The sequence below is a fragment of the Cellulomonas sp. T2.31MG-18 genome, from assembly GCF_964266755.1.
Classification (GTDB): Bacteria; Actinomycetota; Actinomycetes; order Actinomycetales; family Cellulomonadaceae; genus Cellulomonas.
On sequence record NZ_CAXWGW010000002.1, the window covers coordinates 766,065 to 783,037 of the forward strand.

At 73.2% G+C, this 16,973-nt stretch carries 13 protein-coding genes; 9 read left to right on the top strand and 4 right to left on the bottom strand.

All coding sequences use genetic code 11. The features are described from left to right. Nucleotides 1-178 precede the first annotated feature (178 nt). Nucleotides 179-658 (top strand): transcription elongation factor GreA, encoded by a 480-nt coding sequence (gene greA, locus ACFQTY_RS11415; RefSeq protein ID WP_378100455.1) that lies wholly within the window; start codon nucleotides 179-181, stop codon nucleotides 656-658. 41 nt (nucleotides 659-699) lie between these two features. Here greA and ACFQTY_RS11420 read toward each other — a convergent pair whose 3' ends face one another. Next, nucleotides 700-1,107, bottom strand: coding sequence for a DUF4307 domain-containing protein (locus ACFQTY_RS11420; protein WP_378100457.1), 408 nt, complete (start codon nucleotides 1,105-1,107; stop codon nucleotides 700-702). 206 nt (nucleotides 1,108-1,313) lie between these two features. On the opposite strand from ACFQTY_RS11420, the gene mca reads away from it, so the two are divergent. The 3 genes from mca (at nucleotide 1,314) to ACFQTY_RS11435 (ending at nucleotide 3,412) form a co-directional block, all read left to right on the top strand. Beyond that, complete coding sequence (mca, locus tag ACFQTY_RS11425) at nucleotides 1,314-2,177, top strand: mycothiol conjugate amidase Mca (protein ID WP_378100727.1); 864 nt, start codon at nucleotides 1,314-1,316, stop codon at nucleotides 2,175-2,177. Further along, the gene (locus ACFQTY_RS11430) at nucleotides 2,174-2,515 is read left to right on the top strand and encodes a hypothetical protein (RefSeq protein WP_378100459.1); all 342 of its coding nucleotides are present in this window, start codon (nucleotides 2,174-2,176) and stop codon (nucleotides 2,513-2,515) included. Before mca ends, ACFQTY_RS11430 begins: the two co-directional genes overlap by 4 nt. Before the next feature lie 69 nt (nucleotides 2,516-2,584). Beyond that, nucleotides 2,585-3,412 carry a carbon-nitrogen hydrolase family protein gene (locus tag ACFQTY_RS11435; protein WP_378100461.1) on the top strand — a complete coding sequence of 276 codons (828 nt, stop codon included), beginning with the start codon at nucleotides 2,585-2,587 and terminating at the stop codon, nucleotides 3,410-3,412. A gap of 49 nt (nucleotides 3,413-3,461) precedes the next feature. Here ACFQTY_RS11435 and ACFQTY_RS11440 read toward each other — a convergent pair whose 3' ends face one another. Next, a complete protein-coding gene (locus ACFQTY_RS11440; RefSeq protein WP_378100463.1) occupies nucleotides 3,462-4,205 on the bottom strand; it encodes a hemolysin III family protein in 744 nt (247 codons plus the stop codon). A 178-nt stretch (nucleotides 4,206-4,383) separates the two neighbouring features. Between ACFQTY_RS11440 and ACFQTY_RS11445 the strand changes: the two genes are divergently transcribed. From ACFQTY_RS11445 to ACFQTY_RS11465, 5 genes are all read left to right on the top strand, one after another. Then, a complete protein-coding gene (locus tag ACFQTY_RS11445) occupies nucleotides 4,384-5,145 on the top strand; it encodes an isoprenyl transferase (protein ID WP_378100465.1) in 762 nt (253 codons plus the stop codon). Nucleotides 5,146-5,426: 281 nt separating this feature from the next. Next, the gene (locus tag ACFQTY_RS11450; protein WP_378100467.1) at nucleotides 5,427-6,863 is read left to right on the top strand and encodes a PhoH family protein; all 1,437 of its coding nucleotides are present in this window, start codon (nucleotides 5,427-5,429) and stop codon (nucleotides 6,861-6,863) included. 300 nt (nucleotides 6,864-7,163) lie between these two features. Further along, nucleotides 7,164-10,556: a S8 family serine peptidase gene (locus ACFQTY_RS11455; protein WP_378100469.1), complete on the top strand. Its 3,393-nt coding sequence runs from the start codon at nucleotides 7,164-7,166 to the stop codon at nucleotides 10,554-10,556. 148 nt (nucleotides 10,557-10,704) lie between these two features. After that, the gene (locus tag ACFQTY_RS11460; RefSeq protein WP_378100471.1) at nucleotides 10,705-11,322 is read left to right on the top strand and encodes a PadR family transcriptional regulator; all 618 of its coding nucleotides are present in this window, start codon (nucleotides 10,705-10,707) and stop codon (nucleotides 11,320-11,322) included. Between the two features lie 27 nt (nucleotides 11,323-11,349). Continuing rightward, entirely contained in the window at nucleotides 11,350-13,005 is a 1,656-nt protein-coding gene (locus ACFQTY_RS11465; protein WP_378100473.1) for a DHA2 family efflux MFS transporter permease subunit, read from the top strand. A gap of 96 nt (nucleotides 13,006-13,101) precedes the next feature. On the opposite strand, the gene ACFQTY_RS11470 is transcribed toward ACFQTY_RS11465, so the two are convergent. Both ACFQTY_RS11470 and ACFQTY_RS11475 read right to left on the bottom strand, forming a co-directional pair. Next, nucleotides 13,102-14,535 (bottom strand): class II fumarate hydratase, encoded by a 1,434-nt coding sequence (locus ACFQTY_RS11470; protein ID WP_378100476.1) that lies wholly within the window; start codon nucleotides 14,533-14,535, stop codon nucleotides 13,102-13,104. Between the two features lie 146 nt (nucleotides 14,536-14,681). Beyond that, a complete protein-coding gene (locus ACFQTY_RS11475; RefSeq protein WP_378100478.1) occupies nucleotides 14,682-16,841 on the bottom strand; it encodes a glycosyl hydrolase 53 family protein in 2,160 nt (719 codons plus the stop codon). Nucleotides 16,842-16,973 lie beyond the last annotated feature (132 nt).

Consider the following 16,973-nt stretch of genomic DNA (forward strand, 5'->3'; position numbering starts at 1 on the left):
GGACGGGCGGCCCGTCGCACACCGGCTCCGGGTCGCCGTCGTCCGCCGATCACCGGGCCGGTACCCCGACCGTCGCGTCCGTCGTCGCGCCGTGCCCAGGTGTCAGCGAGGTCATCACCCCGCTCGCCGACCGGTACGCCCGACGAGGACGCACGTGAACTGCATGGAAGGAGCGATCGTGACCGAGACGACCGAGGCCACGTGGCTGACGCAGGAGGCCTACGACCGGCTCACGGCCGAGCTCGCCCACCTCGAGGGCGAGGGGCGCCGCGACATCGTCGACAAGATCGCCAAGGCGCGCGACGAGGGCGATCTGAAGGAGAACGGTGGCTACCACGCCGCCCGCGAGGAGCAGGCCAAGCAGGAGGCCCGCATCCGCGAGCTGAAGGCGAAGCTGGCCAACGTGCACATCGGCACGCCCGCCGACGACGGCGTGGTGGAGCCCGGGATGCTCGTCACGGCCAGCGTCGCGGGCGACGAGATGACCTTCCTGCTCGGCTCCCGCGAGATCGCCGGCAGCGCCGACATCGACGTCTTCTCCCCGACCTCGCCGCTCGGCGCGGCCATCAACGGCCGCAAGGTGGGCGACACCACGTCCTACACCGCGCCGAACGGCCGCGACATCGGCGTGGAGATCGTCGCCGCGCGTCCGTTCTGACCTCCGGGACCCGCGTCCCGGCGGGCTACCCGGCGCCGGCCTCAGGACGTCACGACGTCGCACCCGGTGACCGTGCCGCTCACCGCCGCCTCGGCGGTCGGCACGGTCGCCGTCACGCGCACGGTCCCCGTGCTGGCCGGACCCACGGTCACGTCCTTGACGCCGACGTGCCCGAACGACTTCGACAGCCCCACCACGCGGCAGCTGACGGTGGCCGTGGGCGCCTTGGTGACGTCGAACGTCACTGCGATCGACGAGGCGCCGTCCACGTGGAACCCCACGTCACGCCACTGCACGGGGTCGCGGAACACGCCCCAGCCGAGCCACGCGAGGACGGCGAGGGTCGCCACGACGAGCGCCGCGAGTCCGATGCGTGCCCACAGACGTCGGCCGGTGGTCGGCTCGGGGCCGTAGCGGCCCGCCGGCGGGCGGGTCGGGACCGTGGTCACGGGGCGGCTCCTGCGGTGGTCGGGGTCCCGTCCGCAGCCGTTCCGGACGGCGGCCTGCGGGTGGCGGGGCGACGTGCGCGATCATTGTCACTCGTCGGGCTCGGCCCGGCGGCGTCCGAGGCAGCAGGGACGCGGCGCCCCGGGCTCCCGGGGCGCGGTACGCAGCGAGCAGGGGAGGTCCGGTGGCCGACGAGCGACTGCGGCTGATGGCGGTGCACGCGCACCCCGACGACGAGTCCAGCAAGGGTGCCGCGACGCTGGCGCGCTACGTGGACGAGGGTGTGGACGTGCTCGTCGTCAGCTGCACGGGCGGTGAGCGCGGCGACGTGCTCAACCCCCGCTACGGCCGCGAGATCACCGACCTCGACGAGATGCGTGCCGTGCGCCGCGAGGAGATGGCCGCTGCCGCGGCTGCGCTGGGCATCCGCCAGACGTGGCTGGGCTTCGTCGACTCCGGCCTGCCGGAGGGGGACCCGCTGCCGCCGTTGCCGGAGGGCTGCTTCGCGCTGCAGCCGCTCGAGGTCGCCGCCGAACCGCTGGTCGCCCTGGTGCGCGAGTTCCGGCCGCACGTCATGACCACGTACGACGAGACCGGCGGCTACCCCCACCCGGACCACGTGATGTGCCACCGGGTCAGCGTGGAGGCGTTCGCGGCCGCCGCCGACCCCGAGCGCTACCGCGGCACCGGCGAGCCGTGGTCGGTGCGCAAGCTCTACTACGACCACGGCTTCTCCCTGTCCCGCATGCGTGCCGTGCACGACGCGCTGACTGCGGCCGGGCTGGAGAGCCCGTTCGGCGACTGGATCGACTCCCGCGCCGCCCGCGAGATCCCGGAGCGACCCGTCACCACGCGCATCGTCTGCGCCGACTGGTTCGACCGCCGTGACGCCGCCCTGCGGGCGCATGCGACCCAGATCGACCCCGAGGGGTGGTTCTTCGCCGCGCCCCGTGACCTGGAGCGCCGCGTGTGGCCCTGGGAGGAGTTCGAGCTCGCCGAGGCGCGCGTCCCGGTGGAGCTGCCCGAGGACGACCTGTTCGCGGGCGTGCGGGGTCTGGTGGAGGGTCGATGAGCGCGGTGACGGGACTGGCGGTGTGGGTGGTGACCGCCGCGACGCCGGCACCGGGGCCGGTGGGCAACCTGGACGACAACCCGGCGGGCGGCGGCACACCCGGTCTGGCGGGCTTCCTGTTCACCTTCGCCCTCGCGGTGGTGGTGATCGGCCTGGCGATCTCGTTGGTGCGCGGCATGCGCCGGATGGAGCGCAACAGCGCCCGCCTCGACGCACCTGGCACGACCCCCGGCCCCAGCGGTCCACCGACCTCCTCGGTCGCCGAGCCGACGGACGACCGCATCGACGCGCCGAGCGCCGGACCGAACGGGCGCGGCACCCCGCCGACCGCCGGCTGACGCAGTCGTCGGGTACCGCAGCCTCAGCACGCAGCCAACCCCGCACAGCCCCCTGCACAGGAGGTCCGCATGGCCGACCGTCCCGTCCCGCCGGAGCGTCCCTCGGTGCGGGTGACGCTCGGTCAGCTGAGCACCGGCACCGACCGGGCGGCGAACCGGGAGGCGGTCCGCGACGCGTTCCGCACGGCCTCCTACGCCCGGGCCGACGTGCTGGTGCTGCCCGAGTACACGAGCGCCTTCGACCCTCGAGCGGTGGCCGTCGACCTCGCCGAACCGCTCGACGGGCCGTTCGTCACCCTGCTGCGCGAGCAGGCGGTGCGGACCGGCGTCGCGGTGATCGCCGGGACCCTGCTTCCGTCGGCCGACCCGGCGCACGCCGTCAACGCGGTGGTCGCCGTGGACGGCGCGGGCGAGCTGGTCGGCGCGTACCGGAAGGTGCACCTGTACGACGCGTTCGGCGCGCGCGAGTCCGACGTGCTGGAGGCCGGCCCCGCCGACGCGACGCCCCTGGTGCTGTCGCTGCAGGGACTGCGGTTCGGCGTGCTGACGTGCTACGACCTGCGGTTCCCCGAGTCGGCCCGGCGGCTGGTGGACGCGGGAGCGAACGTGCTCGTGGTGCCCGCGGCGTGGGCGGACGGACCGCTCAAGGCCATGCACTGGCGCGCGCTGGCGATCGCCCGGGCGATCGAGAACACCTGCGCCGTGGTGGCGGTGGGCCAGGCCGGCAGGGGGGTGGTCGGCCGCTCGATCGTCGTCGGCCCGGACGGCGTGGTGGGCCTGGAGATGGACGAGAAGCCGGCGCTGCGCACCGTCGACCTCGATGCGGACCGGCTGGACCAGGTGCGTGCCGCCAACCCGTCGCTGGCCAACCGCCGGTACGCCGTCGTCCCGCGCTGACCCCCGCCCCTCGCGCCGGTCCTGCTCCGGCGCGACGCCCCTGCCGCCGCTAGCGGAGGCGGTACGTGGCGATCGACACGGCGGCGTAGTGGCAGGCGAACGCCAGCACCGTCAGCGTGTGGAACACCTCGTGGAACCCGAACCAGCGCGGGCTCGGGTTGGGCCGCTTGGTGCCGTAGACGATCGCGCCGACGGTGTACGCGATCCCGCCGGCGATCACCAGCCACGCGACGGCACCGCCGCCCGTGCGCCCGAACGACGGGATGAACCCGACGGCCACCCAGCCGAGCGCGAGGTAGATCGGCACGTAGACCCACCGCGGCGCGCCCAGCCAGAACACCCGGCCCAGCACACCGATCAGGGCGCCGATCCACACCACCAGCAGCAGCGTGCGCGCCGTCCGGGCGTCCAGCAGCAGGACGGCGAGCGGCGTGTAGGTGCCGGCGATGATCAGGAAGATGTTGGTGTGGTCCATCCGTCGCAGCACCGCGGCGGTGCGCGGCGACCAGCGACCGCGGTGGTACACCGCGCTGGTGCCGAACAGCAGCACGGCGGACACGCCGAAGACGATGTTCGACCACCGTGCGGCGGGGGTCGGCGAGAGGGCGACGAGCACGATCGCCGCCGCCAGCACCAGCGGCGCGACCCCGGCGTGGATCCACCCGCGCAGCCGCGGCTTGACCTGGTCCGCCATCGTCTGACCCACCCGGGACAGCCCCTCGGTCACCTGGTGCGCGGCCTGCGACCGGTCCGGCGCGCCGTGCCCGGTGGAGGGGACCTGGCTCGAGCTCACGGCGTCTCCTCGGCTGGCTGACACGAACCTACGACACCGTAGGTTACGTGGGCGTAGCTCGGGGTGTCGACGCCGGGGTCCTCCGTCAGCGGCCCGCACCAGGGCGGCGGAGTACCGTGATCCCGTGCCGAGCGGGGGTGCTCTCCCGCCACCACCCCGACCCGGAGGAGTCGTCGGCGTGCGTCTGCCACACCCGCTCTACGGGCTCTACGAGCGCCGTCTGGCCGCGAGCCTGCCGCGGGACCGTGTGCCGCGCCACGTCGGCGTGATCCTCGACGGCAACCGCCGCTGGGCCCGCAGCATCGGGCTGTCCTCGGCCACCGGCCACCGCGCCGGCGCGGACAAGATCGCCGAGCTGCTCGAGTGGAGCGAGGACGTCGGCGTCGAGGTGGTCACCCTCTGGATGCTGTCCACGGACAACCTGTCCCGGGACCCGGAGGAGCTGGGGCCGCTCCTGGAGATCATCGAGGGCGCGGTGCGCAACCTCGCGGCGACCCGGCGGTGGCGGCTGCAGGCGATGGGCGCGCTCGACCTGCTGCCCGAGCAGACGGCGCGGGCGCTCAAGGACGCGGAGACCGCCACCGAGGGCGTCGTCGGCCTGCACGTCAACGTCGCGGTCGGCTACGGCGGGCGGCACGAGATCGCCGACGCAGTCCGGTCGTACCTGCGGGAGAACGCCGCGAAGGGTGCGAGCCTGGACGACCTGGCGGCCGACTTCGACGTGCAGCACATCGCGGCGCACCTGTACACCAAGGGCCAGCCGGATCCCGAGCTGGTGATCCGTACCTCCGGGGAGCAGCGCCTGGGCGGGTTCCTGCTGTGGCAGAGCGCGCACTCGGAGTTCTACTTCTGCGAGGCGTACTGGCCCAGCTTCCGCAAGGTCGACTTCCTGCGAGCGGTGCGCTCGTACGCCGCGCGGGAGCGCCGGCTCGGCCTGTAGGAGACGCACGACGACGTCCGTGCGACGACCAGGTGAACTCTTCGTCGTCGGCCGGATGATCCCTCCGAGCGGGGCGTGTCGCGGCGCGAGGTGGCGTCCCGACGGACTTAGCGTCGGCTCAGTGGACGGCTCCCGCCGTCCCCGGGAGGCCAGCCCATGGAGCATCCGCTCCGCGGAGGAGGGCCGGTCCGGCCCGAACCAGGGCCGGCCGACCGCACCCCGTCGCCGCTCGTCGGCGGTCCCTGCGGGGACGTCGGCGTGAGGTGCCCGACACGGCGCTGATGCGCCGGAGGGAGCCTGCCGTGGTCAGCACTGCGCAGAACGGATCGACCTCCCCCGGTACAAGCACGAGGACGAGCCCGAGCCCGACGTCCGGAACGACGGGCGGGGACGGACGCCGCACGCACGTGCTGGACACCTCGGTCCTGCTCTCGGATCCCAAGGCCATCGCGCGCTTCGCCGAGCACGACGTGGTGCTGCCCGTGGTCGTCATCACCGAGCTCGAGGCCAAGCGCCACCACGCGGAGCTCGGCTACTTCGCCCGCAGCGCCCTGCGTGCGCTCGACGACCTGCGCGTCACCTACGGCCGCCTCGACGCGCCCGTGCCGGTCAACGACGCGGGCGGCACCCTGCGGGTCGAGCTGAACCACATCGACCCCACGGTGCTGCCCGCCGGGTTCCGGCTGGGGGACAACGACACCCGGATCCTCGCGGTGGCGGCCAACCTCGCGGCGGAGGGGTGCGACGTCACGGTCGTGTCCAAGGACCTGCCGATGCGGGTCAAGGCGTCGGCGATGGGGCTGCGGGCGGAGGAGTACCGGCACGAGCTCGCGGTGGACTCCGGCTGGACCGGCATGGACGCCCTGGACCTCACCGAGGAGCAGATGTCGCACCTCTGGGAGGACGAGAGCGTCGCACTGGCCGACATCGACCTCACCTACGGGCTGGCACCGGGCGACGGCCCGCGCGACCTGCCGTGCCACACCGGGCTGGTGCTGCACAGCCCGCGAGGCTCGGCGCTCGGCCGCGTGACGGCCGACAAGCACGTGCAGCTGGTGCGCGGTGACCAGGACGTGTTCGGCGTGCACGGTCGAAGCGCCGAGCAGCGGATCGCCATCGACCTGCTGCTCGACGAGGAGATCGGCATCGTGTCCCTCGGCGGCCGCGCCGGCACCGGTAAGTCGGCGCTGGCGCTGTGCGCCGGCCTCGAGGCGGTGCTGGAGCGGCGGCAGCACCGCAAGGTGATGGTGTTCCGGCCGCTGTACGCGGTGGGCGGTCAGGAGCTCGGCTACCTGCCCGGCAACGAGGCCGAGAAGATGAACCCCTGGGCGCAGGCCGTGTTCGACACCCTCGGCGCCCTGGTCAGCAAGGAGGTGGTCGAGGAGGTGCTCGACCGCGACCTGCTCGAGGTGCTGCCGCTGACCCACATCCGCGGCCGCTCGCTGCACGACGCCTTCGTGATCGTCGACGAGGCCCAGTCCCTGGAGCGCAACGTGCTGCTGACCGTCCTGTCCCGGATCGGCCAGAGCTCGCGGGTGGTGCTCACCCACGACGTCGCGCAGCGGGACAACCTGCGGGTCGGTCGGCACGACGGCGTGGCCGCCGTGATCGAGGCGCTCAAGGGGCACCCGCTGTTCGCGCACGTGACGCTGACCCGGTCGGAGCGGTCGCCCGTCGCCGCCCTCGTCACCGAGATGCTCGAGGGCATCGAGGCGTAGAGCGCCGCCGAAGGGCCGCGGAGGGCGGGGACCGTGGGTCCCCGCCCTCCGGCGTCTCACCGCCGGCGGTCGGTTGTCACAGGTCTTGTCACACGTCTTGTCACACGTCTTGTCACAGGACGGGTCAACGTGCGGCCACCGCACACGGGCGCGCGAGTGTGCGCCCGACGATTCGTCCTGGTCAACCCCTGGTCAGCGCGGCCCCGCACCCGTTACGGTTCCGGCCAACTTGTGTAACACCTGTGGTGACTGACAGAGGGGGCGTCGATGACTCGACGGTCGGGGACCCGAATGTGGGCAGTGGCGGTGGGGGCTGCGGTCGCGACCGCGCTCGGCACGATCCCGGCGCAGGCGTCGCCGCCGGACCCGGGTGCCACCAACCGCTTCACGGCGGCGGCGGTGACCCCCTCGTCGGCGCCGATCGACACCCCGAAGGCGAGCCGCGCGCGGCTCGCGCAGAGCGATCCCGCCCTGCTCGCGCGGACGGACACCGCCCCGACGACGATCATGGTCAAGCTCGACTACGACGCGGCGGCCGCCTACTCCGGCGACGTGGCGGGCTTCGCGGCGACCAGCCCCGAGGTGACCGGCAAGGCGCTGCGCACGAGCGACTCGAACGTCTCGTCGTACCTGCGCCTGCTGGGCGGCAAGGCGGACAAGGCCTCGGCCGCCGTGCGCGCCGCCGTGCCGTCCGCGACCGTCCGCGGCACCTACAACCTCGCGTACGGCGGTCTGGCGGTCACGCTCCCGGCCAACCGTGCCAAGGATCTGCTCAAGGTGCCCGGCGTGGTGGCCGTGCAGCAGGACGCGCTCGAGCACGTGCAGACGGAGCTGGGCTCCGGGACCTCGACGACGGCGCTCGCCGGTACCACCGCGACCCCGACCGCGGGTGCGCTCGAGAACGGCACCACGGCCTTCGTCGGCGCGGAGAAGGTGTGGCCCTCGCTCGGCGGCCGTGACCACGCCGGTCAGGGCGTCATCGTCGGCGTGCTGGACACCGGCATCTGGCCCGAGCACCCGATGCTGACCGACGTCGGGCTGCCCAAGCCGGCCGGCGGCCCGTGGGCGTGCCAGTTCGGCGACGGCAGCGACCCGGCGCTCGGTGCGGCGTTCACCTGCAACGACAAGCTGATCGGCGCGTACGCCTTCCTCGACACGGCCCGAGCCCAGGGCGCGATCGGCAAGGACGAGTACTGCTCGGCCACCGCGTGCTCCGTGCGCGACGCCGACGGTCACGGCACGCACACGGCCACGACGGCGGCGGGCAGCTACGTCGCCAGCGCGCCGCTGCTCGGCACGGACCGCGGTCCGGTCGCCGGCATGGCGCCCGGTGCGTCGGTGATCGCGTACAAGGTCTGCGCCGTGGCGGGCTGCTACCAGTCCGACTCGGTGGCGGCCGTGCAGCAGGCGATCCTCGACGGGGTCGACGTGATCAACTACTCGATCTCCGGCGGCACGTCGGCGTACACCGACCCGGTGGAGCTGGCGTTCCTCGACGCCTACGAGGCCGGCATCAGCGTGAACGCGTCCGCCGGGAACGACGGCCCCACCGCCGGCACCGCGAACCACGCCGGTCCCTGGGTGACCACCGTCGGGGCGTCGACGTCGGACCGCGCGTTCGGCTCGGTGCTGCACCTGACGGCCGCGGACGGCGCGACGTACAGCAAGCCGGGCGCCACGCTGACGACGGGTGTCACCGACGCTCCGGTGGTGCTCGCCGCGGACGTGCCCGGCTACACCGGCGGCCAGTACTGCCTCAAGCCGTTCGCCGCCGGTTCGCTGACCGGCAAGGTGGTGGTCTGCGAGCGCGGCGGCGGTGGCGGCGGGCGCGTCGAGAAGGGGTACTTCGCCAGCCAGGGCGGTGCGGCCGGCATGGTGCTGTACAACCTGACGGCCTCGGACACCGAGACCGACAACCACTTCCTGCCGGCCATCCACCTCGAGGGTCCCAACGACGAGCTGCTCGCCTTCCTCGCGGCGCACACGGGCGTGACGGCCACCTGGGCGACCGGGGCGTTGACGCCCGCCACCGGCGACGTGATGGCCGGGTTCAGCTCCCGCGGACCGGTGGGCGACTTCCTCAAGCCGGACATCACCGCGCCGGGCGTCCAGGTGCTCGCCGGGAACACCCCGACACCGGTGGACATCCCCGCCGGCCCGAAGGGCCAGCTGTACCAGGCGATCGCGGGCACCTCGATGTCCAGCCCGCACGCCACCGGCATCTCCGCCCTGGTCCGCGCGGCGCACCCGGACTGGACGCCGGGACAGGTGAAGTCGGCGCTGATGACCTCCTCGCTGCAGCAGGTGGTCAACGCCGACGGCAGCCCGGCCGGGGTGTTCGACCGCGGTGCGGGCTCCATCCGGGCGGACCGGGCGGTGCAGCCGACGCTGACGTTCGACGTCTCGGCGAAGGACATGGCGGCCAGTGCCACCGACCCGCTGCACCGCGTGGACCTCGACCTGCCGAGCATCGCGGTGAACCCGCTCCCGGGGGCGCTGCTCACCACGCGCACGGCGAAGAACGTCTCGGGACGCACCCTGGCGTTCTCGGCGACGGCCACCGGAGCCGACGGGCTGAAGGTGACCGTGCAGCCCGCGCGGTTCACGCTGCGGCCGGGCCAGACGCAGAAGCTGCGGATCCTGGTGGACGGCACGGCGACCGCGCACGGCTGGCACAGCGGCCAGATCACGCTGACCAGCGGCGGAGCGGTGCCGGCGGTGCTGCCGGTGGTGGTGAACACGGGTGACGCGGCGGTCCACCTGACGCAGACGTGCGACCCGACCACGCTGGCGCGGGGTGCCAGCACCGACTGCACCGTGACGGCGACGAACTTCGCCGCCGTGGCTGCACCCACCACGGTCGAGGTCTCGTCGACGCCCGGTCTGCCGATCACCTCGGTGGCGGCGCCCGGGACGGCCACGCGGTCGGGGCTGCGCTGGACGGGCACGCTGAGCCCGGCGCTGCCGCCGACGATCACGTCCATCGCCCCCGGCGTCAGCCCCGCAGGTGGGTACCTGCCGCTGTCGTCCTTCGGTATCCCGGCGGCCACCGGGTTCGGTGACGAGACGATCACCAACTACGACGTGCCGGCGTTCCAGTACGGCGGGGAGACGTACACGCGGATCGCCATCGACTCCAACGGGTACGTCGTCGTCGGCGGCGGAACGGCCGAGGACAACGACTGCTGCAGCACGCAGACGTTCCCCGACCCGGCCAGGCCGAACAACGTGCTGGCCCCGTACTGGACGGACCTGTCGCTCGACCCGGCCACCGGCGGCGGCGCCGTCCGGGTGGGCACGCTGTCCGACGGGACGAACCACTGGCTCGTCGTCGACTACGACCAGGTGCAGGCCTGGGGCCACGGTCCGGCCAGCTCGTTCGAGATCTGGATCCAGACGGGTACCACCGAAGGTCAGTGGTTCTCCTACGGCACGCTCGGCGGGTCCGCCGGTGCGCCCCTGTCGTCGGGGGCCGAGAACCGCGACGGCACCAGTGGCGTGAACATCACCGCGGCCTCCGGGACGGAGTGGGCGATCACCACCGCCCCGCCGACCCCCGGCGGGTCCGTCAGCCTGGGCTACCGGGCCACCGCGCGACAGCCGGGGACCCAGACGCTCACGGCCAGGCTGTCCTCCCCGATCATCCGGGCTACCCCCGTGGTGCAGACGGCGGTCACCGTCACCAGGCGGTAGTCGCGGCGGAGGGACGGCCGCACGCAGACGGGCGGTGCCGGGGGAGGGCCCGGCACCGCCCGTCTGCTCGTGCGCTTGCCGAGCGTCGCGGCATCCCCTTATGGTTTCCACGGACTATTCCGCAGGGAACATACTGAGGGGAGCGCAGATGCCGCAGCTGTCGGTCGTCGCCGTCATGACGCTCGCGCTGCTGCACGAGGAGCCGATGCACCCGTACGAGGTGTTCCGCACGCTCGAGCAGCGCGCCGAGACCCGCCTCACCCGGGTGACCGTCGGTGCCGTCTACCACGCGGTGGAACGCCTGGTCGCCGACGGCCTCGCCGAGGCGGTGGGGACGGAGCGGCAGGGCCGGCGCCCGGAGCGGACGACGTACCGCGCCACGGACGCGGGCACCGCGGCACTGATCCCGCGGCTCACCGGCCTGCTGGCGGACGACGAGCGGACGTACCCGCCGTTCGCCGTCGGTCTCGCGGAAGCGCCGCACCTGCCACGGGACCAGGCCCTCGCCGCGCTCGCGGCGCGGCGGGAGCGGCTCGCCACGGCGCACGCGTCCACGACGTCGACGCTCACCCAGCTGCGGACGGAGCGTGAGCTGCCGCTGCGGTTCGTCCTCGACGTCGACCACGAGCGGGCGATGCTCGCCGCGGAGATCGCCTGGCTCGACGACGTCGTCGCCCGTCTCGAAGCCGACCCCGAGCCCTGGGAGTCGGACCTCTACCTGGCACGCACCGGCTCTGTCGGTGGCGTGCTGCACGCTGCTCCGTAGCCCCAGCCAGCCCCTGAGGAAGGTCCCATGTCCCGCAACGGGCAGTCCACCACCGCGCCACGCGCGCTCGTCGACCTGCACGGGCGCAGCCCGTGGAGCATCCTGCCGGCCCTGTGCCTCGGCTTCTTCATGATCATGGTCGACACGACGATCGTGAACATCGCCGTGCCGACCCTCGTGAAGTCGTTCGGGGCCGACCTGACCACGGTCGGGTGGGTGAACAGCGCCTACCTGCTGACGTTCGCCGTGCTGCTGCTCGTCACCGGCCGGATGGGCGACACCTTCGGCCCCAGGCCGGTGTTCATCGCCGGCCTGGTGGTGTTCACGCTGTCCTCCCTGGCGTGCGGCCTGTCGGGGTCCATCGGCCTGCTGATCGCCGCCCGCGCGGTGCAGGGCATCGGCGGCGCGCTGATGACGCCCCAGACCATGTCGATGATCACCCGGGTGTTCCCGCCGCAGCAGCGCGGCGCGGCGCTGGGGATCTGGGGCTCGGTGGCCGGTGTCGCCACCATCACCGGTCCGCTGCTCGGCGGGATCCTGGTGGAGTCGGTCGGCTGGGAGTGGATCTTCTACGTCAACGTGCCGGTCGGGCTGGTCGCCCTGTGGTTCGCGCTCACGCGGCTGCCGTCGCTCGAGCGGCACGTGCGCTCGGTGGACCTGCTCGGCATGGTGATGTCGGTCGGCGGGATGTTCCTGCTGGTCTTCGGCCTGCAGGAGGGGTCGACGTACAGCTGGGGGACCATCCGCGGACCGGTCACCGTCTGGGGCGTGATCGGCGTCGGGGTGGCGGTGCTGCTCGTCTTCGGCTGGCTGCAGGTGCGGCGGGGCGAGGAGGCGCTGCTGCCGATGCGGCTGTTCCGGAACCGGAACTTCCTGCTGGCCAACGTGTCCGGTGCGGCGGTCGGCTTCGCGATGATCGGCATCTTCTTCCCGTTCACGCTGTTCCTGCAGGAGGTCGCAGGTCTCTCGCCGCTGCACGCGGCGCTGGTCGGGCTGCCGTCCTCGCTGGTGTCCGGGGTGGTGGCGCCGATCGCCGGTCGGCTCTCCGACCGCATCCCGCCGAAGTGGGTGGTCACCTTCGGCTTCGTGATGTTCATCGTCTCGATCACGTGGGTGTCGCGCTGGATCGACCCCGACGCGTCACCGTGGCGGCTGCTGCTCCCGATGGCGTTCTTCGGGCTCGGCACGTCCTGCGTGTTCTCCCCGCTCGCCAACCTGGCGACCAGCGGGCTGGACCACCGGACGGCGGGCGCGGGTGCGGGCGCGTTCAACACCAACCGCCAGATCGGCGGTGTGATCGGCTCCGCGGCCATCGTCGCGATGCTGACGTCGCGGCTCGGTCACACGGTGCCGGCGGCGGCGAAGGACGCCGCGGCGTCGCTCCCGGACGCCGTGCGGGGCCAGTTCCTCGACCGGTTCTCGCACCTGTCGGGGTCCGCGTTCTCGTCCGGGTCCGCCTCGGCCCCGCAGCTGCCCTCGTCGGTGCCGCCGGCCGTCGCCGACCAGATCAAGGCCGCGGCGCTCCAGGCGGTGCACCACGGCTTCGCCACCGCCGTGGCGGAGACGATGCTGCTGGCGGTCGCGGTGTTCGCGCTCGGGCTGGTGTCCGCCCTGCTGATGCACGGTCAGCGCGCGCAGCGGCGCAGCGTGCCGGACGAGGCGCCGGCGGCAGCTGCGGCCTGAGGGGTCCGCTGCGGCACGGCTGCGGCCCACGACGGCCCAGCCGCCGAACGGGCGCGGCCCGGCACCCTCTACAGGGTGGCCGGGCCGCTGCTGCGCTCAGTGGGTCTGCGGCGGCCTCGTCATCGCCAGCATGTCGAGCGCCGTGTCGAGCTGCTCCTCGGTGATCTCGCCGCGGTCGACGAAACCGAGGTCGATCACCGACTGGCGGACGGTGATGCCGGCCTTGACGGCGTGCTTGGCGATCTTCGCCGCCGCCTCGTAACCGACCACCCGGTTGAGGGGGGTGACGATCGAGGGTGACGACTCGGCGAGCGCGCGGGACCGCTCGACGTTGGGCGTGATGCCGTCCACCGTGCGGTCCGCCAGCACCCGGGAGGCGTTGGACAGCAGGCGGATGGACTCGAGCAACGCCGAGGCCATCACCGGCATCTGCACGTTGAGCTCGAAGGCGCCGCTCGCACCGGCCCACGCGACCGTCGCGTCGTTGCCCACCACCCGCGCCGCGACCATCAGCGTCGCCTCCGGGACGACCGGGTTGACCTTGCCCGGCATGATCGACGAGCCCGGCTGCAGGTCCGGGATGGCGATCTCACCGAGGCCCGTGTTGGGGCCGGAGCCCATCCAGCGCAGGTCGTTGCAGATCTTCGTCAGGCTCACCGCGATGGTGCGCAGCGCGCCCGACAGCTCCACGAGGCCGTCGCGGGCGCCCTGCGCCTCGAAGTGGTTGCGCGCCTCGGTCAGCGGCAGGCCGGTGTCCTCGCGCAGCAGGGCGATCACGCGCTGCGGAAAGCCGGCGGGCGTGTTGATGCCGGTGCCCACCGCCGTGCCGCCCAGCGGCACCTCGGCGACGCGCGGCAGAGCGGCCTGCAGCCTCTCGACGCCGTACCGGATCGCTGCGCCGTAGCCGCTGAACTCCTGGCCGAGGGTCACGGGCGTGGCGTCCATCAGGTGGGTGCGGCCGGACTTCACGACGTCGGCCCAGGCGGTGGCCTTCGCCTCGAACGCCTCGGCGAGGTGCTCGAGGGCCGGCACCAGGTCACGCACAACGCCGGCGGTCGCCGCGACGTGCACGGAGGTGGGGAACACGTCGTTGGACGACTGCGAGGCGTTGACGTGGTCGTTCGGGTGGACCTCGCGGCCCAGCGCCCGGGTGGCCAGCGTGGCGATCACCTCGTTGGTGTTCATGTTCGAGCTGGTCCCGGAGCCGGTCTGGTAGACGTCCACCGGGAAGTGCTCGTCGTGCGCGCCGGACGCCACCTCGTCGGCCGCCGCGACGATCGCGTCGGCGACGTCACCGGCCAGCACGCCGAGCTCGGCGTTGGCCCGGGCTGCCGCCTTCTTGATCCGCGCCAGAGCCTCGATGTGACCCCGCTCCAGACGGCTGCCGGAGATCGGGAAGTTCTCCACGGCGCGCTGCGTCTGCGCGCGGTACAGGGCGTAGGCGGGGACGCGCACCTCGCCCATCGTGTCGTGCTCGATGCGGAAGCCCGCGTCCGCGGGCACGGCGGCACTGCCGGTGGTGGGGGTCATGGACCCATCTTGCCGCAGGCGTCGCAGCAGCCCGCGCCGCGCCGCGAGGACCGCGGTGGCCGCGGCGGACCGTCGTGGAGACCGGTCCGGCCGCGGCCGCCGCTCCGGGGCGGGGGTCGTCGCCGCCGCCCTGCGACGGACTGGGGTCAGCGCCCGCCGCCGAGGGGCCGGACCCCGTCGAGGGCCGCCGTCAGCACCTGCTGAGCGCGGTCCACCACGTCGCCGGCCGGTGACTGGGCCTGCAGCACCACCTGGCCGATCTCGATCGCCCGCTGCAGCGCGCGCGCCGTCGGCGGTGTGCACCGGGCCTGGTCCACGGCCGTCGCGCGGTCGACCAGCGCCTTCAGTGCCGTCCGGTCCACCGTGGGGTGGGCCCGCACCAGCCGTACGTCGTCCACGGCACCCCACGCACCGGCGGACAGGGAGCCCGTCACCGTCACCGTCACGGCGCCGTCGGCACCGACCTGCACCGGCACCGACGGGTGCGACCACTGCTGCCACCCCGTGAGCGCGAACCGCGCCGTCGTCGTGCCGGCCGTCGTCGTGGCAGCCAGCAGCACCGAGTCCCTGGCGCCGAGCGACCCGCCCTGACCGGTCGCGGTGAGCGTGTACGCACCCGCGGGCACGCCGGTGACGTGCTGGGTCAGCGTGAAGGCGTACGGCTGGGCGGCCCAGAACGCGAGCGCCTCGTGCCCGTCGGAGGCGTCGGACGTCCACTTGATGGACGCGCCCGTGCCGGTCAGCTGCCACATCGACAGGTCCGACTGCTCGAAGCTCGGGTTCACCACGTAGTTCGGCGCCGTCACGGTGACCGTCGCGCTGACCTGCGTGCCCGAGTGGGTGGATCCCGGGATCGTGTAGGTCCCCGGACCCGAGATCCACTGCAGGGCGTCGCTCCAGGTGACCGGCTCAGCCTTGACCGCACCGGTGTTGTAGGTGACCTGGACGGTGGTCGGCAGGCTGACCGGCGTCCCCTCGTCGACCGCCGCCGTCACGTGCTGCACGGTGTAGACGGCCCGCGGAGCCGTGGCGCCGGTGCGGACGTAGCGGAACACCGACAGGGACGGCAGAGCCCGCCCCGTGGCGTCGAACATCGCCTGGTTGTCCCAGGCGGAACCGCCATAGGCGATACCGGCGGCATCGGGGTCGTACGAGCCGGCGTAGCTGGTGGCCCAGCCGGACCCGGTCGACTGCCACAGCGCGATGTTGTGCTGCAGCGCGCTCGGCGGCCCGACCGGCACCCACGCCGGCTCCCAGTAGAAGACGCCGATGCCGGCGGCGCCGACGTTGGCGACGGCCTGGATCACATCGCGGACCTCGTTCGCCTGGCCCTGGACGCTCGCGGGGTACTGGTCCGTCGCGGTGGAGGCGTTGACCGTGTTGGGGAAACCGTCGCCGTCGGCGAGGGTGTAGTCCCACGAGGTCTCGGCGACCATCACCTTCTTGCCGTAGGTGTCCGCCACCTGCTTCAGCACGGCCGTCAGGTTGTCCAGCGTCCCGTGCCAGTACGGGTAGTAGGAGCTGGCGAACACGTCGTAGTCCACGTGGTTCGCAGCAAGCTGGGCGGCGGCGGTCGAGTAGAAGCCCGCCTTCTCCGGGTTGGTGAAGTGCAGCGCGACGAGGGCCTGGGGGAACACCGCCCGCACAGCGGCGCTGCCCGCGGAGAACACCTGGCTCATCGCCGGCCAGCCGGTGACGCCGGCCACGCCGTTGTTGGTCTCGTTGCCCACCTGCACCATGCCGACGTCGACGCCGGCGGCCTTGAGCTTCTGCAGGCTCGCGGCGGTGTAGGCGCCCACGGCCGCCACCGTCTGTGCGACGGAGTACCCGGCCCAGGCCTTGGGCGCCCGCTGCTTGCTCGGGTCCGCCCAGAAGTCGGAGTAGTGGAAGTCGACGAGCAGGTGCAGCCCCGCCGCCGTCGCGCGGCGACCGATCTGGACGGCCTTGTCGATGTCGACGGTGCCGCCGCCGTAGCCGTGACCGGCCGTGTCGTACGGGTCGTTCCACACCCGCACCCGGACGTAGTTCACACCCGACGCCTTGAGCAGCGTGAACAGGTCGGTGGGGCGGCCGTCGGCGTCCCGGTAGACGACGCCGCTCGCCTCCTCGGCCAGCACCGTGGAGACGTCGACGCCCGAGGCGAAGTCGGGCGGCAGGTTGTCGACCTTGCGGACGACGATGCCGGCCGGGACCGGCCCTTGGCCGTTGCCGGGGTCCGCCGTGGCGGGTGCGGCGGCGAGCAGCAGCACTCCCAGCGTGACGGTGGTCGCGACGGCCCACGCCGGACCGCGCAGACGTGCGTGCATGTGGTCTTCCCCTCGATCGTCATCGCTCGAACAGGAACGGCCGGCGTGCACTCCGGCCTACCCGGGGACGACGACGTCGCCAGGGCTGCCGGGGACTGTACACGTTCCCAGTCCGAGGCGCCCTGGCGACGA